Genomic DNA, 20895 nt, shown 5'->3' with positions numbered 1-20895 from the left:
CTACCTGATCTTCAGTGTCGAGAGCCCGAGGAGGCCGAGGAGGGCCGCGACTATCCAGAAGCGCGTCACGACCTTGGTTTCGGCCCATCCCAGGAGCTCGAAATGGTGGTGGAGGGGTGCCATCCTGAAGAACCGGCGACCGGTCCGCCTGAAGTGGCCCACCTGGATCGTCACGCTCAGCACTTCGGCCACGAACACCCCGCCTACGATGAGCAGGAGGAGTTCGCAGCGGGTGACGATCGCCATGGAGCCGATGGCCCCTCCCAGGGCCAGGGAGCCCGTGTCGCCCATGAAGACGGAGGCCGGCGCGGAGTTGTACCACAGGAACCCGAGGCACGCCCCGGCCGCCGCCCCTGCGAAGACCGCCACCTCCCCCGCCCCGTTGAGGAACGGGAACTGGAGGTACGAGGCGTAGTTCGAATTGCCGAGCAGGTAGGCCATGATCCCGAAGGCCAGGAGCGAGACCAGGCTCACCCCTGTGGCGAGCCCGTCCAGCCCGTCCGTGAGGTTCACGGAATTGGCCGACCCGGCCAGTACGACTGCGACGAACGCGATGTAGAGTACCCCGAGGTCGATCCTGACCTCCTTGAGGAACGGCACGATCGTCTCCGTCGGCAGGATCGTGAAGACGCCGGAGGAGAGGTCGAGGGTCCGGATGCCCGGCAGGATGCTCGAATGGCCTTCGCCCGCGATGGGCGACAGATAGAGCCACAGCCCGATACCCAGGCCCAGGGCGAACTGGCCCAGGAGCTTGTAGCGCCCGATCAGGCCGTTCGGCAGCTTCCGAACTACCTTCAGGTAGTCGTCCAGGAGGCCGATGAGCCCCATCCAGACCGTAGAGGTCAGCACGATCAGCAGATAGGAGTTGTCCAGCCTTCCCCAGAGCAGTACCGGCAGGAGGACGGACAGCAGGATGAGCAGCCCGCCCATGGTGGGCGTGCCTTCCTTCTTCAGATGGGTCTGCGGCCCGTCGGGCCTGACGTGCTGGCCGATCTGCCGCCTGCGGAGAGCACGGATCACCGGCGGCCCGAGCAGGAACGAGATGAGCAGTGCCGTCACCGTGGCGTACGCGGCGCGGAACGAGATGTAGCCGAACAGATTGAAGAGGGAGACATCCCCCCTCAGGGGATACAGGAGCCAGTACAGCATCCCGCCTCCTCCCTCAGCCCCTCGACGACCCTCTCGAGCCCGATCGAGCGGCTGCCCTTCACCAGCAGGCAGACCCCGTCAGGGAGCATCGCCCGGAGACTCTCCAGGGCTTCTGCGGGATCGCCCGCGGGGATGACCTCGATGCCCTTCCATTCGACATCCCGGGAGGCGGACTGCATCGAGGGCCCTACGAGAACGACGAAATCGAGCCCGCACGAGGCCGCCTTCCCGAGAACACGCCTGTGGAGAGCTTCGGAGCCGGATCCGAGTTCGAGCATGTCTCCGAGGACCGCGCCCTTCCTCCCGGTCCGGGCGGAAAGGGCTTCGAGGCACGCCTCCATGGATCCGGGGTTGGCGTTGTAGCTCTCGTCGATGATGGTCACGCACCCGGCCCGTATCTCCGTGCCGCGGCCTTCGATCCCTGCGAAGCCCTCCATCGCTCCCGCAGCCTCGCCGGGATCCGCGCCGAAACCCATGGCGCAGACCAGTGCGGACGCTGCGTCCTCAAGGAGGTGCCGGCCCGCGACGGACAGCCTGATGCTCACTCCCGGGGGTTCGAGGACCGCTTCGGACGGGCCGGTGATCCTGAGCCGGAATTCACCGCAGGGGCCGATCGTGGATATGCGCAGACCACGGGCCTGCGCCCTCTCGGCGAGAACGGGCTCGCCGGCGGGGATGACGCAGAAGCCGCCCCTCCTGGTGGTGTCGAGCAGCTCGGCCTTCGCCCCGGCCAGGGCCTCGTGGCTGCCGAAGAACTCGATGTGCGCCGTACCGACGTTGGTGATCACCGAGGCGTCGGGGGCGGCAGCCTCTCCCAGTTCGCGCAGTTCGCCCGCATGGTTCATGCCCAGCTCCAGCACGAAGGCACCGGCTCCGGGATCGAGATCGAGGATCGAGAGCGGCATGCCTATCCTGTTGTTGAGATTGCCCTTCGACGAGTCGGTCGGGCACAGGGGCGACAGTGCCATGGTCAGGAGTTCCTTCGTAGTGGTCTTGCCGCTCGAGCCGGTGATGGCCGCCACGCGGCACCCGAGGCGGCGCCTGACGGCTCCTCCTGCGGCCAGGAGGGCGTCGGGCACCGACCGCACCCGGATCGTGCCGGGACGCTCCGGGCCCGACGAGACGACCGCGAATCCGCCTCCCGCGAGAACGCCGTCGACGAAGGCATGGCCGTCGGTGCGGCTGCCGGGCATCGCGAAGAAGAGCCTCCCCGGCATGCAGGCGCGCGAATCGATGCAGGCGCCGGCGGCCTCGGCGTCAGGCCCCTCGAGCCTGCCCCCGCAGGATGCGGCGATTTCGGAGAGCAGGAACCTCATCTGCCCCGCCCGCTCCGGAGAGCCCTGCGGGCTTCCTCCCTGTCGTCGAAGTGGTGCCTGACGCCCCCGATGATCTGGTAGTCCTCGTGGCCCTTGCCCGCGATGATCACGACGTCGCCCGTCGAGGCCTCGGCCATCGCGGCCCTTATGGCGGCCCTCCTGTCGGGCTCGCGGATGACCCCTGCCGGGCCGTCCACGCCCTCCATTATCTCCGCGATGATCGCCAGCGGATCCTCGCTCCTCGGGTTGTCGCTGGTGACGATGACGATGTCTGCGAGCTCGGATGCGATGGCCCCCATCCTGGGGCGCTTCGTCCTGTCGCGGTCGCCTCCCGCGCCCAGCACGGCGATCACGCGCCCGGTGGCCATCTCCCTTGCCTGCAGGAGCACTCTCTCCACCGCATCGGGCGTGTGCGCGTAGTCGACCGCGACGAGGAAGTCCTGCCCCTCGTCGACGACCTCCAGCCTGCCGGGCACGCCCGGGAAGCTCTCCAGGGCCTCCGCGCATCTCTCGGGGTCGAACCCCAGAAGCGAACAGGCAGCGGCCGCACCGGCGGCGTTGTAGATGTTGACACGACCTGGGATGCGCAGGGAGAAGTCCGTCCTGGCTCCATCCCTCACCATCCCGAACCTCGACCCGCCCGCGGAGGATTCGACCGCCACGATCGAGAACGTATCGTCCTCGGACGGCCCGAACGTCATGGCTCCCCGTGGGATGGGCGAACCCGGGCTGTATGTGCCCACGAGCGGGAACCCGCCGGGCTTGAGCAGGCCGAATATCCTCTCCTTGGCGGCGAGATACTCCTGCATCGTGCCGTGGAAATCGAGGTGATCCTGGGTGATGTTGGTGAAGAGGGCGACGTCGAACCTCACGTCGTCCACCCTCGAGAGCATCAGGGCGTGGCTCGAGACCTCCATCGCGCAGGCCCCGTCGCCCGCGTCCGCCATCATCCTCATGAGCCTCGCGGTCTCGACGGAACCCGGAGTCGTCTCCTTCGCCCTGCGCTCCACCCCGCCGATGCGGTGGCCGACGGTGCCCAGGATGCCGCACTTCACGCCCTGCCTCTCGAGGATCCATGCCGTCATGTGGGCGGTGGAGGTCTTGCCGTTCGTGCCCGTGATCCCGACCGTCATCATGCGGTCCCACGGAGAGCCGGTGATCGAGGCCGAAAGGGCGCTGAGCAGCCTCCTGTCGTCACCCGAGGGATTCAGGAGGACATGCTCCCCGGAGCCGTCCACCGGCCGTTCGACTACGGCGGCGACCGCACCTCGCGCAAGGGCTTCGGCCACATAGTCGTGGCCGTCGACCCTGAAGCCGCGCACTGCCACGAAGAGGAAGCCGGGACCTGCCTCCCGCGAATCGTCGGTGACGGCCTTCACATCGGTGTCGGACAGGGCATCGGGGATCCGGATGTCAGATCCGGCGAGGAGTTCCGAGAGTTTCACAGTCCCGTCACCAGGCTTCCTCCGTCCATTCCCGCCAGGGCGCCGGATCCCGCGGATCCGCGGGAACCGAGGGCCAGACCCGGCTCGCAGGAGAAGACACCCGACATGATCCCGGAGAAGACCGGGGCAGCCAGTGTGCTGCCGAACCGGTATGCGAAGCCCGGCCTGTCTATGACGACCACCGCGACCAGCTCGGGGCGCTCGGCCGGGATCATGCCGGCGAATGCCGAGAGATAGGCTCCGGGGCCGAATGAAAGCCTCTCCGCCGTGCCAGTCTTCCCCGCGACGGTGACGCCGTCGACCGAAGCCGACATGCCGGTGCCGTACTCGACAGCGCATGCGAGGATCCTCCTGACCTCCTCCGCCGTGTCCTCTGACACCACCCTGCGGGAGGGGAAGGAGGCCCAGTCGCGCCAGACCCCGTCCTCGCAGCTGGCTCTTATCAGCCTGGGCTGGTAGAGGATCCCGCCGTTGGCCACCGCGCTGAAGGCCATGGCGAGCTGGAGGGGGGTGACGCCTACCTCCTGCCCGATCGCCAGGCAGGCGTGGGAGAGCCCCGACCACTGGGAAGGCGGCCTGAGTATCCCGCCCTCCTCGCCGGGGAGCTCGAGCCCGGTTCTGACGCCGAAGCCGAAGGCCCGGCAGTAGCCGTAAAGGAGGGAGTCCGACAGGAGCTGGGCGAGGCGGATCGTGCCCACGTTGCTGGAGTGCGCTATTATGCCCTCCACGCTGAGCACTCCGAAGACGTGGCAGTCGGAAATGGTCCTGTCGGCCACGGGTATCGTGCCGCGGCTGCAGTCGAAGGAGTCGGAGGCGGACACCAGCCCCTCTTCGAGGCATGCCGCCAGCGTGACGAGCTTGAACGTCGATCCGGGCTCGTGGATGCTCGCGACGCAGTTGTTCGAGGCTATCGAGCCGTCGGGGGCGCGCACAGGCCAGCTCCCCATCGCGAGGATGTCTCCGTTCGACGGATCCACCACCAGGGCGGCGCCCCAGCTGCCTCCCGAGAGCTCAACGGCCGCCTGCAGCTCACGCTGGACGATGCACTGGAACCTCGCGTCGATGGTGAGCATGAGATCCGAGCCGTCGACGGGCAGGATGTTGTCGGCACGGGAGTCGGTGACGCTCATGCCGGGATAGGCGCTGCGCTCGACGTAGCGAACGCCCTCGGTGCCGGAGAGGAGCTGGTCGAACTCGGCCTCGAGGCCCTCCAGGCAGCCCTGTCCGGCTCTGCCGAGGATCATCGATGTCAGGTCACCGAGCGGATACGTGCGCAGTTCCACCATGCGCAGGTTCACGCCCGCAGGCAGCCCGGCCGAGATGAACGGGAGTGCCTGCTCGTAGGGTACGTTCCTGGACAGGATCTGGTTTATCCCGGTCCTGTCAGGGACCTGCGCATCCCCTCCCGAGTCCCTCAGCCTCATGCAGAGCGAGTCTATCTCGCACTCGGACCCTTCGGGGACGTTGGGCCAGTAGACTTCGAACGTCACGACGGGAGTGTTCCCCGCGAGAAGGAAGCCGTTCCGGTCGAGTATCCTCCCGCGTCTGGGCTCGAGTGTCTCCCTGTGCGTGTGCTGGGCGTCGGCCAGGCCGGCATAGTGGCCGTGCTCTATGAGCTGTATCCTGACCAGCTTCGAGAAGACCACGCCGAACAGGGCGAGCGTCAGCACCGCCGCGAGGCGGATCCGCGCGGTCCTCCTCTCGCAGGAGAAGTCATCGGAGCTGCGCAACCGCGTCCTCCGGGAGAGAGGGGTCCGCCCCCTCGAGCGCGATCATGTCGAGGGGCACGGGGCCGAGTCCCATGGCGGCACCGAGATCGGAAAGCCTCGATGGTGAGAGAAGGACCGCGGACTCGTTCTGCAGTTCCTCTATCTCGCGTTCCAGCGAGGCGCACTCCGCCGACAGGCTCTGGAGCTGCAGGGTCCTGTGGAGTCTGAGATTGAACAGTACCACCTGGCTCAGGGCGAGCAGGGCCACCAGGGTGACCACCGCGAACACGATGCGCCTTGCGTTCCTCACAGCCTCACCCCTCTGCGAAGTCTGGCCGACCTGGCCCTGGGATTCGTGCGGGCCTCGTCGCGGGACGGTACCTCCCAGGGAGGTGTCGCATGAGCGAAGACGCCCGAGTCCATGAAGAACCTCTTCACCATCCTGTCCTCTATCGAGTGGAAGGTGATGACGGCGGCCAGCCCGCCCTGCCTCACCCAGCCCCCCATGCCGGCGAGCAGGGTGGAGAGGGCTCCGAGTTCGTCATTCACGGCTATGCGCAGGGCCTGGAAGATCCTGGACATGGCCCTGTTGGGATTGCCCCTGAGGGCGCCCCGCACCGCGCGGACGAGGTCGGATGTCGATTCCAGAGGGCGCGAGGCCACTATCGCCCGTGCAATGATCCTGCTCCTGCCCTCTTCGCCGAACCTGAACAGGATGTCGGCGATCTCCCTCTCGGGGAGCCCGTTGAGGATGTCGCCGGCCGGGCGCACGTCCTCCTCGCGCGAGAATCGCATGTCCAGAGGGCCGTCGAGCCTGTGCGAGAAGCCCCTCGAGGGGTCGTCGAGCTGCAGGGACGACAGGCCCAGGTCGAAGAGCGCGGCGTCGGCCATGCCGAATCCCGATTCCGCAACGATCGAGGGCAGGTCGGTGTAGCTGGCGTTCCTCACCAGGAGCCTTCCGGGTTCGGCCGGGAGAGCGCCGGCAGCGTCCGGATCGCGGTCGACCGCTATGAATCTGGCGGAGGGGAAGACCTCCATGAGGTGCCTCAGATGGCCCCCGCCGCCCGCCGTACCGTCGACGATCAGCCCGGGGTCGACAGTGCGCAGGAAGGCTGCCACTTCGGCTGCCATCACGGGCCGGTGCCCTTCGGCGCGCCCCGCTGCACCGATCACCACGGACCCCCTCCGCTCTAGAGCTCTATGTCCAGCCCCTCTGCGACCTCTTCATAGGACACGTCACTCCTGGACATCACCTTGTCGAGCCTGGCCGGATCCCAGAGCTCGATCGAATCCATCTGGCCGAGGAATACGACCGCGGAGCCGATCCCCGCGAGAGCGAGGAGATCGGCCGGTATGCTGATCCGGCCCTGCGCGTCGATCGCGACCGGCCTCAGATGGCTGGTGAACCTCCGGATGAAGAAGCGCTGCTTCTCCTCCTTGCGGTTGAGGCGGCCGAGCCCCTCGCGGAGGAGCTGCCACTTCTCGGGGGAGTAGAGTTCGAGGCAGCCGTCCATACCAAGGTTGAGATAGAGATCATCCCCGGTGATCTGGCGCCTGAAGGCGGCGGGCACGCTGACGCGGCCCTTCTCGTCGAGCATGTGTTCGTGTCTACCCGAGAACTCGGCCATACCCCTCCCGGGGCATATTCTATCCCACTATTCCCCACTGTCAACCCCCGGGATGGGAAATCGTACCACAGCAAGACGGAACCGTGGCGCGGCGGACCGGCGGCCATGCCGCTGACGGCTGCCGTACATGCACTTGCGGGGATGGGACCGGGTGGGTCAGCGGCTTCTGCGGCTGCGCTTCCTGCCTGATCCTTCGGAGTAGTAGTAGTAGTAGTAGCGGTAGGTGTAGTAGCCGTAGGACGTGTACATCCTGAGCGGATCGAAGCCGTTGAGGACGGCTCCCGCGATGAACGACGCCGACCGCGAGAGCTTCGAGAGCGAGGTCTGGAGAACGCGCCTGTTGCCCAGCTTGGCCCCCACGACGAGCAGGGTGCCGTCCACCTCCGGGCTGAGGAGGAGGGCGTCGGTCACCACGGCCATCGGCGGGCTGTCGATGATCAGCATGTCGCAGCGCCCGGAAAGCTCGGAGATGATCTCCTTGATGCGGCGGCTCCCCAGGAGTTCCGAGGGGTTGTGCGGGATGAATCCGCTGGGGAGCAGCGAAAGGTTCTCGACGGGGGTGGGTCTGAGGCAGGCATCGAGCGGGCTGACGCCTGCCGCGGCTTCCGAGAGGCCCGGCTCCCGCTCCAGCCCGAACAGGTTGTGCAGCACGGGACGCCTCAGGTCGGCGTCGACCAGGATGCACCGCTGCCCCGACTGGGCGAAGGTGACGGCCAGGTTCGCCGATGTGGTGGATTTGCCCTCCCTGGGGCCGGCGCTGGTCACCAGCACGCTCCTGACCGGCTTGTCCGCCCTGGCGAACCTGAGACTCGTTCGCAGGTCGCGGTAGGCTTCGCTGATGGGATCGCGCGGGGCGAAGTGGGTGACGAGGGATGGAGAGACGGTGGACCTGCCCGTGCGGGAAGCGAAGGAGCTCCTCGGGAGGTGCGGGATGACCCCGAGGATGGAGACCCCGAGGGCCTCGACCTGCTCCGGGCTCGATATGCTGCTGTCGAGCTGCTGCTTGAGGATGACGACGCCGAGGCCCAGGGCGAGGCCTATCAGCAGGCCCATCATCAGATTCCTCTGCCTAGACGGCCTTATCATCCCCCCGGGGAGGGCCGTGTCGATGATCGTGACGTTCCCGATCTGGCCGGCCTCTGCGATCCTGATCTCCTCATACCGGTTCCTCAGTAGCAGATAGACGTTCTCGCTGACCTGCCTGTTCCGCTCGAGCCTGGCGAGGGTCATCTCGGCCTCGGGGAGCATCTCGAGCTCCGACTCTATGAGCGAGGCCTGGCGTCTGAGCACGGCCTCGCGGGTGGTCTCCGCCCGAAGGCCCGCCTCGACCTCCGTGAGCTGCCCCACGAGGGACTGCACGGCGGCCGAGGGGTTCTCGGGGAAGCGGGCCTGCACGAGGCCCTCCAGGGCGGCGGAGAGCGAGTTCGTCCTGAGTTCGATCTCGGCTTCCACGTCCGAGAGGGCCGGATCGCCCGGCTGAGCCCCGCCTGCCAGCAGCGCCGCCCTCGACGATTCGAGCAGGGCCAGCTCCCCCTGAAGAGAGGAGATGTACTCGTCGTTGACGGAGGATATCTCGTCCGCCATGCCCGATCTGAACTCCTCGAGACTGCCCGCCAGATAGTCCCTCTGCGCCCCGAGCGCGCCGATCTCGGTGCGCGACGCGGCCGCGGCCGATTCGAGAGAGACGAGCCTCGCGACGGTCTCCCTCGCCTGCGTCGAGAGGTCGATGAAGTCGTTGCTCTCCTTGTAGGACCGGAGCGAGTCCTCGTCCATCGAGAGCTGGGCGTCCATGCTGATCATCTGCTGGTCGAGGAACTCGCGGACCTCCCTGTTCTCGCCCCGCGCCTCCTCGAGGTTCCAGCGGTAGTAGGACTGCACGGCCAGGTTGGCCAGGACGGCGGAGGCCTCCGGAGAGCCGCCGACGGCGGACAGCACGAAGAAATCCGTGTCCTTCATCACGCTGACGGAAATGCTGCCTGCCACGAGCCCGACCAGGGATGCCCTGAGGGCCTGGGGAGGCGGCGCGTTCCCGTCGAAGAGGAGTGACACCAGGCTGTCCGAATCCGGCGATCTCAGGATCGAGTCGGCTATGGCCTCGGCCATGCTCCTGCTCCTGATGATCTGGATCTGGTTGTTCTTGGCGGATTCCACCTCGAACCAGAACACGCCCGGGAAGTCGAGAGCCTGCGACATGTTGCTGCTGAAGTCGTAGAGGAACGTGGCCGACGACTGGAACACCGGCCTGGTCTTCATGGTGATGTAGATGCTCGCGATGAGGGACAGGACGACGAAGGTGAGGATGATCCACTTGCCCTGCCGGATCATCCAGATGTACTCCCCTATCCGGAGAGTCTCCCTGTCCTCCTTCGGAGGCTGGATGCTCAGCGGTCCGCCATCAGCCATACCAGGTTCACCGTCACAATGATCTTGTAGGCGATGTCCAGGGCCTCCTTCCACCAGTCGGAGGTGGAGACCGGAACATACACCGTGGTCCCGGGGGTCAGGGCGGGCGCCGGATGCCCCTCTCCCCTCAGGAAGCCGGCAAGGTCGTACTCGACCTCGCCCAGAGAAGTAACGATCCTGACGGCATCGAGATCGGCCTCGGCGGTGGGCCCGCCGGCGGCGGAGACCGCCTCCACGAGATCGGCATCGAACGGGAGCAGGTACGTCCCCGGGTCGAGCACCTCGCCCCATACATGGACGTTCATCTGCACCTCGCCGGTCTCCACGCCGGGCACCACGTATCCGCCCATGCCCTGCGAGAGCAGGGCGGCAAGCATCAGCGGCGGCACGGCGTTCACGGGTCCTACCTCCTGCCGATCCCGCGATACTCGAAGCCGAGCTTCCGGAGCTTCTCGGGATTCCAGACGTTCCGGCCGTCGAACACGACCTTCCGTCTCATGATCGAACCGAGACGGGCGAAGTCGGGTTCCCTGAACTCGAGCCACTCGGTCAGCAGCAGCAGGGCGTCCGCCCCCTCGGCTGCCTCGTAGCCGTTCCTGCAGTACTCGATCGTTCCGCCGAGAATCTCGGATGCGTTCTTCATAGCCTGAGGATCGTAGACCGCCACCGTGGCGCCCCGTTCGAGCAGCCCGCGGATGACGACCGTGGCGGGAGCCTCGCGCATGTCATCGGTGTTGGGCTTGAAAGCGAGCCCCCAGACCGCGGTCCTCAGCCCGGTGAAGGACCTGCCGAAGACGCTCTCCATCTTGGACAGGATGACCTTCTTCTGCTCCTCGTTCACCTCGGTGGCCGCCTCGAGCGACTTCATGCGGAGGCCCTGCTCGCGCGCCGTGGCCATGAGGGCTCTGACATCCTTGGGGAAGCAGGAGCCGCCGAATCCCACGCCCGGGAACAGGAAGCTGGGGCCGATCCTGTGGTCGGAGCCGACGCCCACCCTGACTTCTCCGATGTCGGCGCCCATCACGTCGCAGAGGTTCGCGACCTCGTTCATGAAGGAGATCCTGGCCGCCAGGAGGCTGTTGGCCACGTACTTGGTCATCTCCGCGCTGCGGTTGCTCATCACGATCACAGGGTTGTTGGTCCTGACGAACGGGGAGTAGAGCTCCCTCATGGCCTCCGCGGCCGCCGGATCGGCGGCGCCGATCACGACCCTGTCGGGTTTCAGGAAGTCGTCGATGGCCGTGCCTTCCTTGAGGAACTCGGGGTTGCTCACGATGCTCACGGGATGCTCCGTGTACTTTTCGATCTCGGCCTTCACCAGATCGGCGGTGCCCACCGGCACGGTGCTCTTGTTCACGACGACCCTGGGGCCGTCCATGTTGAGACCGATCTCCCTTGCGACGGCCAGGACGTGCTTCAGGTCGGCCGAGCCGTCCTCGTCAGGGGGCGTTCCAACCGCGATGAAGATGATCCCGCAGCTCCGCACCGCGCCGGCGAGATCGGTGGTGAAGGTCAGGCGGCCCTCCGCCCGATTCCTTCCGACCATCTCCTCGAGCCCGGGCTCGAAGATCGGTATCCCCCCTCCGTTGAGGAGATCGATCTTTGCCTTGTCCCTGTCGACGGAAACGACTTCGTTGCCCGTCTCGGCGAAGCAGGTGGCGGCAACCAGACCGACATAGCCGCTCCCGACCACAGCGATGCGCATCAGTCCTCCAAGTCCTGGCGATCCGGGGCGCCGCCCCGGTCAGGTTCAGTCGCCGCCGGGCCGGGGCCCCGCGGCCTTTCTGAAATCACCGTTCCGCACCGTGTATCCCAGCCCGTCGAAGATGCCGGCCCACTGGACCGCGAGCTTCCTCGACACGCCCAGGAGCTCTCGCATCTCCCCCAGCCGGAACTCCGCCTCCCCGAATCCGCGCACGACGGTTCCGAAGGCCTTCGCCGCCACCGAGGGAGTCGTGACAATACCCTTATCCAGCTCGATGACAAGACCCAGCTCGAAGAGCGAATCGAGCATCCCGGCGTCGGCACGGGACGCGTCGAAGCCATCCAGCCCGGCGGCTTCGATCTCCGAGACGGCCCTGTCGACCTCTGCACGGACCTCCGCGGGCATCTCCGCGGGATGCTCCGCCAGCGCGATCCTGTCTCCTTCGCGCCTCATGGAGCCGTTCTCGAGAAGCCCGGCTACGATCCCCTTCACGAACCACTGGGGGAGGCCGGGGAACACCTTCGAGATGTTCGAGGTCGGCATGCCCCTGCTGGCAGGCCTCCCCGCATGATGGAGCCGCAGCGCATCGAGGACCGTGCGGGCGGCTCCGTCGCAGCTTTCGCGGAGCACCAGCCTTTCACTCGATCCGTCCCTCATGAAGACGGCCATGCCGCCGGACACGAGGGCGTCAGCCTCGGTCCGGGCCTCGGCCGGAGTGCGACCGACCTCGCGGGCGGTCTCGGGAAGCGAGATGCCCTGCGCACGAGCCGCCCTGAGGCGCTCCATCAGGAAGCCCCCGATGTCGCCTTCGGCCAGCATCTCCACGCGCCTGATCCTGTCGTCCCTGTTCCTCTGCCTGACCTTGGCCGTCCCAGACTCGAGGATCGTTCCCCCGCCGATGGTGGTCACCGGGGAGAACCGCCTTATCACGAACCTGTCGCCGGGCATGGAGACCACGGGTTCCTCGAGCTGGAAATGGACGTAGCCGGACGAGCCCGGAGGGAGGTCGGCCCCCTCCATCGGCACGGCCCTGGCCATCACCTCGGCGGTGCCGCAGTGGAACCTGACCCTCTGCCTCATCTGGAGAGGGAATCCGGGAAGGAGTGAGAGTTCGGTGTCGAGCGTGTCGGGAGCGGAGAGCCAGCCTGGCGTGGCGAGGCTGCTTCCCCGCCGGGCCTCCTCGCGCTCGAGGCCCACGAGGTTCAGGGCGACCCTGTCGCCGACAGAGCCTGCCCCCTTCGTCCTGCCCTCGTTCACGCGCATCTCCCTGACCCTGAAGGTCCTGCCGCCCGGGAGGAGCTCCAGCCCGTCCCCGGTGTTGACTGAACCCGAGAGGACGGTCCCGGCAACGACGGTTCCATGTCCCTGGAGGGTGAACACCCTGTCGATCGAGAGTCTGAACCTCTGGTCGGGCACCTCGCGCCGCGAGCCCTCCGCCATTTCGCAGAGCGCCTTCCTGAGATCCTCCATGCCCATCCCGGTGAGGGACGAGACCCGCATGATCCTCGACCCCGCATACGGGCCCTGCGAGAGGAGCTCCTCGGTTTCGGCCTCGGCGAGTTCCTGGATGTCGGAGTCGACGGCATCGCACTTCGTGAGGGCCACGAGACCCCTCCGCACACCCAACAGCCTGAGGATGTCCAGGTGCTCACGGGTCTGGGGCATCACGCCCTCGTCCGCCGCGACCACGAGGAGGAAGAAGTCCACGGTCGCCACGCCGGCGACCATCTGTCTGACGAACTTCTCGTGCCCGGGGACGTCGATGAAAGCCAGCACGCCCCCGCCTGGAAGGGGCATGAAGACGTAGCCCAGCTCGATCGTGATCCCCCGGATCTTCTCCTCTTCGAGCCTGTCCGGGTCGACGCCCGTGAGCCAACGGACCAGGGAGCTCTTCCCGTGGTCGACGTGGCCGGCGGTGCCGGCGACTACCCCCACAGGGCCCCGGCCGCCTCGTCGAGCATGCGGGCGAGCGCCTCGCGCTCGTCCGGGAAGACAGTTCTGAGATCGAGGAGGAGCCTGCCATTCTCGAGCCTGCAGGCAACAGCCGGGCTCCGCCTGCGAAGGATGGCGGCCAGGGCTCCGCAGTCGGGCGAATCGATGACGATCCCGCGCGAGGGGATGGCCGAGTCGGGCAGGGCCCCGCTGCCGACGAAGCTGTCCATCGCGGATTCCGACGCGGAGCATCCCGATGGAAGATGCAGCCTGTCGAGGAGGGCCCTGGAGGCCTCGCCCAGCTTCTCGAGGTCGGCCGAGAGCATCGAGTAGACGGGATGGTGCATGGCGATGTATTCCGGGTCCTCGAGGAAGACCTTGAGAGTTGCCTCGAGGGCCGCGAGTGTGAGCTTGCATACCCGGAGGGCCCGCGCGAGGGGATGCTTCCTCACGATCGACACCAGGTCCCTGCTGCCGGCGATTATCCCCGCCTGCGGGCCCCCGATGAGCTTGTCGCCCGAGCTCGTCACGATGGCGGCGCCCGCTCTGATGCTCATGGGTACGGTGGGCTCCTGGGGAAGGCCGAAAAGCGAGAGATCGACGAGGGAGCCGGCCCCCAGGTCGTCCATGACCGGGATGCCCGATCCGGCTCCGAGTGCGACGAGATCCTCCAGTGCCACCTCCGAGGAGAAGCCCCTGATGCGGTAGTTGGAGGGGTGGACCCGGAGGAGGAGTGCGGTGGCAGGGGTTATCGCGGCCTTGTAGTCGCGGAGATGAGTGCGGTTGGTGCAGCCCACCTCGCGCATCACAGCACCGCTCTGCCTCATTACGTCGGGTATCCTGAAGGACCCGCCTATCTCGACGAGCTGGCCCCTCGACACCACGACCTCGCGGCCCTGGGCGAGGGCGGCCAGCGAGAGGAGGGTCGCCCCCGCGTTGTTGTTCACGACGGTGGCGGCCTCGGCGCCGGTCAGTTCGCAGATCAGGCCTTCGACGTGGGCGTCGCGGTCGCCCCGCGCACCGGCCTCCCAGTCCCACTGCAGGCTGCAGAAGCCCTTCGCGGCCGACTGGAGGGCTTCCACGGCCGCGGGGGGCAGGGCGGCCCGCCCGAATGCGGTGTGGAGCACGATGCCTGTGGCGTTGATCACCGGGCCGAGGCTCGTGCGGGTGAGCGAAAGGGCCTCCTCCACCGCGTCGGCGCGCACGTCCCTCGACTGCTCTGCGCCGTCCCTGATCGCGGCCCTGGCGCGGTCGAGCGAAGTTCTCGCGGCCCGCCTGGCCATTGCGTGGGGGATGCCGGGGACGCTCTGCGAGATGAGTTCGATCAGGTCGTTGACCGCGGGGAGGCTCCTGAGATCCCCGCCCGCCATCCTAGGCCCCTTCCCTGGTGTAGGAGAGGGCTCCGAGCATGCGGATCGCCTTCTTGGGGCACTTCGGGGCGCAGAGTCCGCACCCGACGCACTTGTCGCGGTCGACTGCGTGCTTCGACTTCGGCTCGCCCGAGATGGCGTTCACGGGGCAGACCTTCGCGCAGATCGTACAGCCGATGCACTCGTTGTCGATGAAGGCCCCGGGCCTGGCCGGAGCTCTGTCCACGACAGCCCCGGTCGGGCAAACCGTGGCACACAGCCCGCAGTTGATGCACTTCTCCGGGTCGATCGAGGCCAGGTTGTCGGCCACCGTGATGGCGTCGACCGGGCACGCCTTCTCGCACTTGCCGCAGGCGATGCAGGCCACGGCGCACGCCTTCCGGGCGGTCGGCCCCCTGTCACGGTTGCTGCACGCCACGACCACCTGCCGGTTCTCCGGCCACAGCAGTATCAGCCGCTTGGGGCAGGTCCTGGTGCATTTGCCGCAGCCCGTGCACTTCGCGGCGTCCACGACGGGGACGCCGTTCTCGCCGATGCGGATCGCCCCGAACGGACAGGCCTTCACGCAGTCGCCCATGCCCAGGCATCCGAACCTGCATGACTTTTCCCCGCCCATCACCATGAAGGCGGACGCACACGACCGCGGACCGTCGTAGCCGAACGCGGTTCCGGCCGAGTGGCCTCCGTTGCATCTCACCATGGCGATCCTCTTCACGGAGTCCTGAATCTCGACCCCGAGGGCTCCGGCGAGCGCCGAGACGGTGGCTGGGTTGGCGGCCACGCAGGCGTTCGGCTGGGCCTCGCCGCGGGCGAGGGCGGCAGCGAACCCGCTGCACCCCGGGAATCCGCAGCCTCCGCAGTTGGCGCCCGGCAGGAGGGGTTCGAGCTTTTCCACGAGAGGATCCTTCTTCACCGCGAGCTTTCTCGCGGCTATTGCCAGCCCGATCCCGAGAACGAGGCCGGTGGCTCCGAGCAGGACGGCGGGATAGGCCACGTCGCTGGCGGAAGGGGTCTGCGAGGTCAGCGAGAGAAGGGCGACGATGGACTGGAGCGTCATGTCACACCCCCAGCCCTGCGAAGCCCAGGAAGGCTATCGACATCACGCCTGCGAGGATGAACGTGATCGGCTTGCCCTTCATGGCGTCGGGCGTGTTCGAGAACTCGAGCCTCCCCCGGAGCCCGGCCATGAGGATCAGGGCGAGGGCGAAACCCAGGGCGCCGGCGACCGCGTTCACGATGCCCAGCCCGAGGTTGTAGCCAGCGTCCTTGTTCAGGACCGCCACGCCGAGCACCGCGCAGTTGGTGGTGATGAGCGGGAGGTAGATCCCGAGCGCCCTGTAGAGCGCCGGGCTGAACTTGAGCAGCACCATCTCCACGAACTGCACCAGCGCGGCTATGATGAGGATGAAGACTATCGTGCTCAGGTACTCGAGGTGCAGGGGCACCAGCAGGAGCTGCCACAGGGCGTAGCAGCTCGCGGCCGTCATCGCCATCACGAAGACCACCGCGGCGCCCATGCCCAGGGCCGAGTCGAGCTGCTTCGAGACCCCGAGGAAGGGGCAGATGCCGAGGAAGCGCGACAGCACATAGTTGTTTATCAGGATGCCGCCAATGATCAGGCCCATGACCTGCGCAAAGCTGCTTCCTCCGCCCTGCGAGGCGGCTCCCACCGCCGATGCGAGCAGCAGCGAGTGTGTCATGCCGCGCGCTCCTTCCTGCGGTCGATGACGGCGAAGGCCGCCAGGACGAAGCCCATGAGCACGAAGGCCCCGGGCGGGAGGATGGCTATCAGGATCGGCTGGTTCGCGTAGGCCTGGCCGAGGATGTTGAACCCGTACCAGGAGCCGCTGCCGAGTATCTCGCGGATCGTTGCCATCAGGGCCATCGCGAGCGTGAAGCCTATCCCCATGCCTATGCCGTCGAGCAGGGAGCTGAGGACGGTGTTCTTGTTGGCGAACGCCTCGGCCCTGCCAAGTATGATGCAGTTGACAACTATGAGAGGGATGTAGATCCCGAGCGACTTGTGGAGGGCCGGCGCGTAGGCGGCCATCACCATGTCGACCAGGCTGACGAACGTGGCGATGAAGACGATGTAGCACGGGATGCGGATCTTGTCGGGTATCACGTTGCGGAGAGCCGAGATGGCCACGTTGGACCAGATCAGGACGAACGTGGCCGCCGCCCCCATCCCGACGGCGTTCTCCATCGACGTGCTGAGCGCCAGGAAGGGGCACATGCCGAGAGTGATCCTGAAGATGGGGTTCTCGGTGTAGAACCCGTTGCTGAAGTCCTTCCAGAGGCTCATTCCGCACCTCCGTCACCGAAGAGGCCGGCCTGCCCGAGGGCGGCAACCCCGTCGGCCACCGAGCCCGTGACGGCCCGGCCTGTGACGGTTGCACCCGTCACGGCGCTGATGTCCCCGCCGTCCCTCTCGAGGGCGACCGCGGCGCCGTCCAGGCCCGCGAGCTGCCCCAGCCAGTCGGGCGAGGCGTACCTCGTGCCGAGGCCCGGGGTCTCGGACTGGTAGATGATGGTGCTTCCGGCCACGGTGCCTGCGGTGTCCAGGGCGACCATCGTCTCGACGACGCTGGAATAGCCCTTGCGGTAGGCGGTGAACACGTAGCCGACCCTCTGTCCGCCCGAGAGCACCTCGACGACGGCCAGTTCGCGGCCGGTCTCGGCGTATGGGTTCCCGAGGCCCGGCACGGCGAGGGAATCGAACGAGAGGCTGTCCCCCAGAGAAGCCGAAATGGAGAGCATGGCGTCCGCCTTGGCCTGCTCCCTCTGGGCGGCTATGCGCTCCTCGGTCTGGCCGTTCACGTAGCCGAGGGCGGCCGCGCAGAGCAGGCTCATCGCCATGAGTATGAAGCCCAGCTTGAGCATCTCACGCATGTTTCCGCACCTCCCCGAGCATCCTGGGTCTCGTGAACCTGTCGATGAGCGGTGTGGCGAGGTTCATGAGGAGGATCGAGTACGAGCAGCCCTCGGGATAGCCGCCCCATCTCCGGATGATGATGGTGATGAGGCCGGCGCCGATGCCGAAGATGATCCTGCCCCTGCGGGTCACGGGGCTTGTCACCATGTCGGTGGCCATGAAGAAGCCGCCCAGCACCGCGCCGCCGGTGAGGACGCTGAAGAGGGCGTCGCCCTCGAGGAATCCGGGGCCGCCGAGTATCCAGCCGAACAGGGCGACCGCCCCGAGGTAGGCCAGGGGGATCCTCCATTCCAGCACCTTCCTCACGAACAGGTACAGGGCGCCGAGCAGCAGCAGTACGATGGAAGTCTCGCCGATGCAGCCCCCACGCCTGCCGGTGAGGAGGTTCATGTACGTTCCGGGCGTGGAGAGGTTCTCGCGTACCGCTGCGCCTTCGTGTTCGTCAATGCCGAACGAGTCCTTCCAAGCACGCAGCGGCGTGGCGCCAGTCACCGCGTCGGCTTCCGGGAGGGCCGACACCTGCGCGGCAGGTATGCCGCTGGTGCCGAAGCCCGCAGAGGGGTTCCTCCACTCGAACGGCGCACTCCAGCCTGCAGTCATGAGCACGGGGAAGCTCGCCATCAGGAAGGCGCGGCCCAGGAGCGCCGGGTTTACCAGGTTGCTGCCGAGGCCTCCGAAAGCCTGCTTGCCTACGACGATCGCGAAGACGGAACCCAGCACGGGGAGCCACCAGGGCACACCGGGAGGCACGTTGTAGGCCAGCAGGATGCCGGTGACGATCGCGCTCCCGTCCAGAGCGGCGGAGGTGCTCCTGCCCATGAGTCTCAGGCACACGAACTCGGCCGCAACCGCTGCGGCGACCGAGAGCAGCACGGGGAGCAGCGCCCCCCCGAATCCGAACAGCCACACGGCCCCCGCGAGCGCAGGCAGCAGGGCGATAACCACGTCGTACATCACCCTGCGCGTGGACTGGGGCGAGCCGAAGTGCGGCGACATGGAGAGCTGGAAGGTCCTCGCCTCGGCCATCACGCCTCCTTCGATCTCTTGGAGGCCCGGATCATGTCCTGGGCCCGCTTGATGTAGTGGACGAGGAAGCGGTCGCTGGGGCAGACGAAGCTGCAGGTGCCGCAGGCCATGCAGTTCAGTGCGCCGAGTTCGTCGGCCGCGGCCCACTTCTCGTTCTCGGAGTTCGCTGCGATAAGGCACGGCACAAGCTTCATCGGGCATGCGTCCACGCACTTCGCACACTTGATGCAGGGCCCCTCGGTCAGGCGCCTGGCCTCCTTCGAGGTGAGCGCCACGATGCCGCTGGTTCCCTTCGTCACGGGGACGGCGTCGGTGAACTGGGCGAGCCCCATCATGGGACCGCCGGAGAGCAGCCTGGCGACGTCGTCGCCGTACCCGCCCGCCTCGGCGATGAGCGCCGAGAACGGGGTGCCGGTTGCGGCGTCGAAGTTGCCGGGCTCGCGCACACCGCCGCCCGACACCGTGACGATCCGCCTGAGGGACGGTTCGCCGTCGCGCACCGCCTGGGCAACTGCCGCGGCGGTGCCGACGTTCTGCACGACCACGCCGATGTCGAGCGGGAGGCCCCCCACCGGGACCTCGCGCCCCGTGACGGCCTTGATGAGCTGCTTCTCCGCGCCCTGCGGATACTTCACCCGCAGGACCTCGACCCTGATGCCGGCCTTCCCGAAGGCCTCGATCGCATCGGGCTTGTTGTCCTCGATGCCAACGGCCGGATCGTCGACGCAGAGGGCGCGGGCGAGGATCCTCATGCCGGCGGCCACATCTTCCGTCCTCTCGATCATCAGCCTGTGGTCGGCGGTCAGATAGGGCTCGCACTCGGCTCCGTTCAGGAGGAGAGTGTCGATCTTCTTCCCGGGCGGTGGCGAGAGCTTGACGTAAGTAGGGAAGCTGGCCCCGCCCATTCCGCAGACTCCGGCGAGCTTGATCCTCTCGATCAGCTCGGCGGGCGTGCGGGACTCGAAGTCGGGCCAGGGTTCGAAGGCGGGACCGCCCCCTTCCGACTCGGTGCTTATGACGACGACCGGGCCGGATCGGCGATGCGGCAGGGGGGCCTCCTCGAGCCCGGCCACGGTCCCGTTCACGGGGGAATGGGTGGGCAGGCTGATGAAGCCGTTCTGCGAGCCTATCTCCTGGCCCCTCGTCACCTTGTCGCCCTTCTTGACGACGGGCGTCGACGGAGCCCCGAGATGCTGGCAGAGAGCGACCCTGACGGTCTCAGGCGCCGGGATTCGCTTTACCGCGCGTTTCTCGGCCAGTTCCTTGCACTCGTCCGGGTGCGCGCCTCCCGGGAAAGTCCTCAGTCTGGTCATGACCCTCCTGATCGATCGGTCCTTGGGGAGAAGTGCCCACCGGTATGTCCGGGCAGATTCCGGGGAGCGTAAAACGCAGAGGCATTCATAAGTAAAGTGCCCTGCCGGAGGTAGCCCGCAGGCTCCTAGCGCGACCGCAGGAGGCCGTCCAGCTCCTCGCGGAACTGGGCGACGTCCCTGAACTTGCGGTAGACGCTCGCGAACCTGACATATGCCACTTCGTCGACGGTCTTCAGCAGCTCCATCACGCACTCGCCGATGTGGTCGGAGGTGACCTCGTCGGGGAACTCCTCCGCGACGGCGGCCGTGAGCTTCTCGACTATGTCCTTGACCTGCTTGGCCGAAACCGGCCGCTTCTCGCAGGCCCGCGCTATGCCCTTCTCGAGCTTCGCGGGGTCGAACGGCTCGCGCCTGCCGTCCTTCTTCACCACCGAAGGATAGCTGGTTTCGATGAACTCATAGGTCGTGTAGCGGTAGCCGCAGTCGAGGCATTCCCGGCGCCTGCGAGTGGCCCGGCCCTCCTTGACTATGCGCGAATCGACGACCCTGTCGTCCATGCTCCCGCATCTCGGACACCTCATAGGCTCCCGCCCGCTCCAGGGGTGATGGAAGCATTAGCGTATCCTGTGGAGGAATCCGCGTCAAGAGCGTCGCTTCTTGACTTTGCGGGGTTTTCACCCTAGAATCGGTGCGCTCTGGTGGGAGTAGTTCAGTTGGCAGAGCCCTTGACTGTGGATCAAGTGGTCGCCGGTTCGAGTCCGGTCTCCCACCCCAGGCTTTTGCGCCCCTAGCTCAGCTGGTAGAGCAACGGACTCTTAATCCGTAGGTTCCGGGTTCGATCCCCGGGGGGCGTACCAAGAAGGCGCCCCGGCTCCGGCGAGCCGGGGGGCTTGGCTTATACCCCCGGCCCCGGGGCTTATCCGGTCCGGCCGCGATTTAACAACATGTGGGTTCAGCGCTGGGT

The 20895-nt window shown here is 67.0% G+C and carries 19 protein-coding genes and 2 tRNA genes; 2 read left to right on the top strand and 19 right to left on the bottom strand.

Annotated elements, in window-relative coordinates; all coding sequences use genetic code 11:
* The 19 genes from mraY to nrdR form a co-directional block, all read right to left on the bottom strand.
* Positions 1-1149, bottom strand: a complete 1149-nt coding sequence (mraY, locus tag QUS11_03230) for a phospho-N-acetylmuramoyl-pentapeptide-transferase (GenBank protein MDM7992302.1) — start codon at positions 1147-1149, stop codon at positions 1-3.
* Complete coding sequence (gene murF, locus QUS11_03225; protein ID MDM7992301.1) at positions 1122-2465, bottom strand: UDP-N-acetylmuramoyl-tripeptide--D-alanyl-D-alanine ligase; 1344 nt, start codon at positions 2463-2465, stop codon at positions 1122-1124. Before murF ends, mraY begins: the two co-directional genes overlap by 28 nt.
* Positions 2462-3910: a UDP-N-acetylmuramoyl-L-alanyl-D-glutamate--2,6-diaminopimelate ligase gene (locus tag QUS11_03220; protein ID MDM7992300.1), complete on the bottom strand. Its 1449-nt coding sequence runs from the start codon at positions 3908-3910 to the stop codon at positions 2462-2464. The genes murF and QUS11_03220 overlap by 4 nt, the downstream gene beginning before the upstream one ends.
* Positions 3907-5640 (bottom strand): penicillin-binding protein 2, encoded by a 1734-nt coding sequence (locus tag QUS11_03215; protein ID MDM7992299.1) that lies wholly within the window; start codon positions 5638-5640, stop codon positions 3907-3909. The genes QUS11_03220 and QUS11_03215 overlap by 4 nt, the downstream gene beginning before the upstream one ends.
* Complete coding sequence (locus QUS11_03210; protein MDM7992298.1) at positions 5624-5929, bottom strand: hypothetical protein; 306 nt, start codon at positions 5927-5929, stop codon at positions 5624-5626. The genes QUS11_03215 and QUS11_03210 overlap by 17 nt, the downstream gene beginning before the upstream one ends.
* On the bottom strand, positions 5926-6795 hold the full coding sequence (rsmH, locus tag QUS11_03205) for a 16S rRNA (cytosine(1402)-N(4))-methyltransferase RsmH (GenBank protein MDM7992297.1): 870 nt from the start codon (positions 6793-6795) through the stop codon (positions 5926-5928). Before rsmH ends, QUS11_03210 begins: the two co-directional genes overlap by 4 nt.
* 14 nt (positions 6796-6809) lie before the next feature.
* Positions 6810-7247, bottom strand: coding sequence for a division/cell wall cluster transcriptional repressor MraZ (locus QUS11_03200; protein ID MDM7992296.1), 438 nt, complete (start codon positions 7245-7247; stop codon positions 6810-6812).
* A gap of 156 nt (positions 7248-7403) precedes the next feature.
* A complete protein-coding gene (locus QUS11_03195; protein ID MDM7992295.1) occupies positions 7404-9650 on the bottom strand; it encodes a polysaccharide biosynthesis tyrosine autokinase in 2247 nt (748 codons plus the stop codon).
* A complete protein-coding gene (locus QUS11_03190; protein ID MDM7992294.1) occupies positions 9629-10048 on the bottom strand; it encodes an SLBB domain-containing protein in 420 nt (139 codons plus the stop codon). Before QUS11_03190 ends, QUS11_03195 begins: the two co-directional genes overlap by 22 nt.
* A gap of 5 nt (positions 10049-10053) precedes the next feature.
* Positions 10054-11355: a UDP-glucose/GDP-mannose dehydrogenase family protein gene (locus QUS11_03185; GenBank protein ID MDM7992293.1), complete on the bottom strand. Its 1302-nt coding sequence runs from the start codon at positions 11353-11355 to the stop codon at positions 10054-10056.
* Positions 11356-11400: 45 nt separating this feature from the next.
* Positions 11401-13290, bottom strand: a complete 1890-nt coding sequence (gene selB, locus QUS11_03180) for a selenocysteine-specific translation elongation factor (GenBank protein ID MDM7992292.1) — start codon at positions 13288-13290, stop codon at positions 11401-11403.
* Positions 13281-14657, bottom strand: a complete 1377-nt coding sequence (gene selA, locus QUS11_03175; GenBank protein MDM7992291.1) for an L-seryl-tRNA(Sec) selenium transferase — start codon at positions 14655-14657, stop codon at positions 13281-13283. The genes selB and selA overlap by 10 nt, the downstream gene beginning before the upstream one ends.
* Position 14658: 1 nt before the next feature.
* The gene (locus tag QUS11_03170) at positions 14659-15714 is read right to left on the bottom strand and encodes an RnfABCDGE type electron transport complex subunit B (protein MDM7992290.1); all 1056 of its coding nucleotides are present in this window, start codon (positions 15712-15714) and stop codon (positions 14659-14661) included.
* Between the two features lies 1 nt (position 15715).
* A complete protein-coding gene (locus QUS11_03165; protein MDM7992289.1) occupies positions 15716-16357 on the bottom strand; it encodes an RnfABCDGE type electron transport complex subunit A in 642 nt (213 codons plus the stop codon).
* Positions 16354-16962 (bottom strand): electron transport complex subunit E, encoded by a 609-nt coding sequence (locus tag QUS11_03160; GenBank protein MDM7992288.1) that lies wholly within the window; start codon positions 16960-16962, stop codon positions 16354-16356. The genes QUS11_03165 and QUS11_03160 overlap by 4 nt, the downstream gene beginning before the upstream one ends.
* Entirely contained in the window at positions 16959-17549 is a 591-nt protein-coding gene (locus QUS11_03155; protein ID MDM7992287.1) for an FMN-binding protein, read from the bottom strand. Before QUS11_03155 ends, QUS11_03160 begins: the two co-directional genes overlap by 4 nt.
* Positions 17542-18618 (bottom strand): RnfABCDGE type electron transport complex subunit D, encoded by a 1077-nt coding sequence (locus QUS11_03150; GenBank protein MDM7992286.1) that lies wholly within the window; start codon positions 18616-18618, stop codon positions 17542-17544. Before QUS11_03150 ends, QUS11_03155 begins: the two co-directional genes overlap by 8 nt.
* Positions 18618-19931: an electron transport complex subunit RsxC gene (rsxC, locus tag QUS11_03145; GenBank protein MDM7992285.1), complete on the bottom strand. Its 1314-nt coding sequence runs from the start codon at positions 19929-19931 to the stop codon at positions 18618-18620. Before rsxC ends, QUS11_03150 begins: the two co-directional genes overlap by 1 nt.
* A gap of 125 nt (positions 19932-20056) precedes the next feature.
* The gene (gene nrdR, locus QUS11_03140) at positions 20057-20512 is read right to left on the bottom strand and encodes a transcriptional regulator NrdR (GenBank protein MDM7992284.1); all 456 of its coding nucleotides are present in this window, start codon (positions 20510-20512) and stop codon (positions 20057-20059) included.
* 117 nt (positions 20513-20629) lie between these two features.
* Here nrdR and QUS11_03135 point away from each other — a divergent pair.
* A tRNA-His gene (locus tag QUS11_03135) sits at positions 20630-20705 on the top strand.
* A 7-nt stretch (positions 20706-20712) separates the two neighbouring features.
* Positions 20713-20788 (top strand) — tRNA-Lys (locus tag QUS11_03130).
* Positions 20789-20895: the final 107 nt, after the last annotated feature.

The organism is Candidatus Fermentibacter sp. (assembly GCA_030373045.1).
In the GTDB taxonomy this organism is placed as follows: Bacteria; Fermentibacterota; Fermentibacteria; order Fermentibacterales; family Fermentibacteraceae; genus Fermentibacter.
The sequence above is the reverse complement of the archived record's forward strand: the minus strand, read 5'-3'. Positions and strand labels throughout refer to the sequence as shown.

Excerpts from the sequence above, each read along its gene's own strand:
- selA (MDM7992291.1), bottom strand. The coding sequence starts at position 14,657 with ATGGCGGGCGGGGATCTCAGGAGCCTCCCCGCGGTCAACGACCTGATC.
- QUS11_03160 (MDM7992288.1), bottom strand. The coding sequence starts at position 16,962 with ATGAGCCTCTGGAAGGACTTCAGCAACGGGTTCTACACCGAGAACCCC.
- QUS11_03150 (MDM7992286.1), bottom strand. The coding sequence starts at position 18,618 with ATGGCCGAGGCGAGGACCTTCCAGCTCTCCATGTCGCCGCACTTCGGC.
- nrdR (MDM7992284.1), bottom strand. The coding sequence starts at position 20,512 with ATGAGGTGTCCGAGATGCGGGAGCATGGACGACAGGGTCGTCGATTCG.
- QUS11_03185 (MDM7992293.1), bottom strand. The coding sequence starts at position 11,355 with ATGCGCATCGCTGTGGTCGGGAGCGGCTATGTCGGTCTGGTTGCCGCC.
- rsxC (MDM7992285.1), bottom strand. The coding sequence starts at position 19,931 with ATGACCAGACTGAGGACTTTCCCGGGAGGCGCGCACCCGGACGAGTGC.
- QUS11_03200 (MDM7992296.1), bottom strand. The coding sequence starts at position 7,247 with ATGGCCGAGTTCTCGGGTAGACACGAACACATGCTCGACGAGAAGGGC.
- QUS11_03155 (MDM7992287.1), bottom strand. The coding sequence starts at position 17,549 with ATGCGTGAGATGCTCAAGCTGGGCTTCATACTCATGGCGATGAGCCTG.
- mraY (MDM7992302.1), bottom strand. The coding sequence starts at position 1,149 with ATGCTGTACTGGCTCCTGTATCCCCTGAGGGGGGATGTCTCCCTCTTC.
- murF (MDM7992301.1), bottom strand. The coding sequence starts at position 2,465 with ATGAGGTTCCTGCTCTCCGAAATCGCCGCATCCTGCGGGGGCAGGCTC.
- QUS11_03165 (MDM7992289.1), bottom strand. The coding sequence starts at position 16,357 with ATGACACACTCGCTGCTGCTCGCATCGGCGGTGGGAGCCGCCTCGCAG.
- QUS11_03195 (MDM7992295.1), bottom strand. The coding sequence starts at position 9,650 with ATGGCTGATGGCGGACCGCTGAGCATCCAGCCTCCGAAGGAGGACAGG.
- QUS11_03170 (MDM7992290.1), bottom strand. The coding sequence starts at position 15,714 with ATGACGCTCCAGTCCATCGTCGCCCTTCTCTCGCTGACCTCGCAGACC.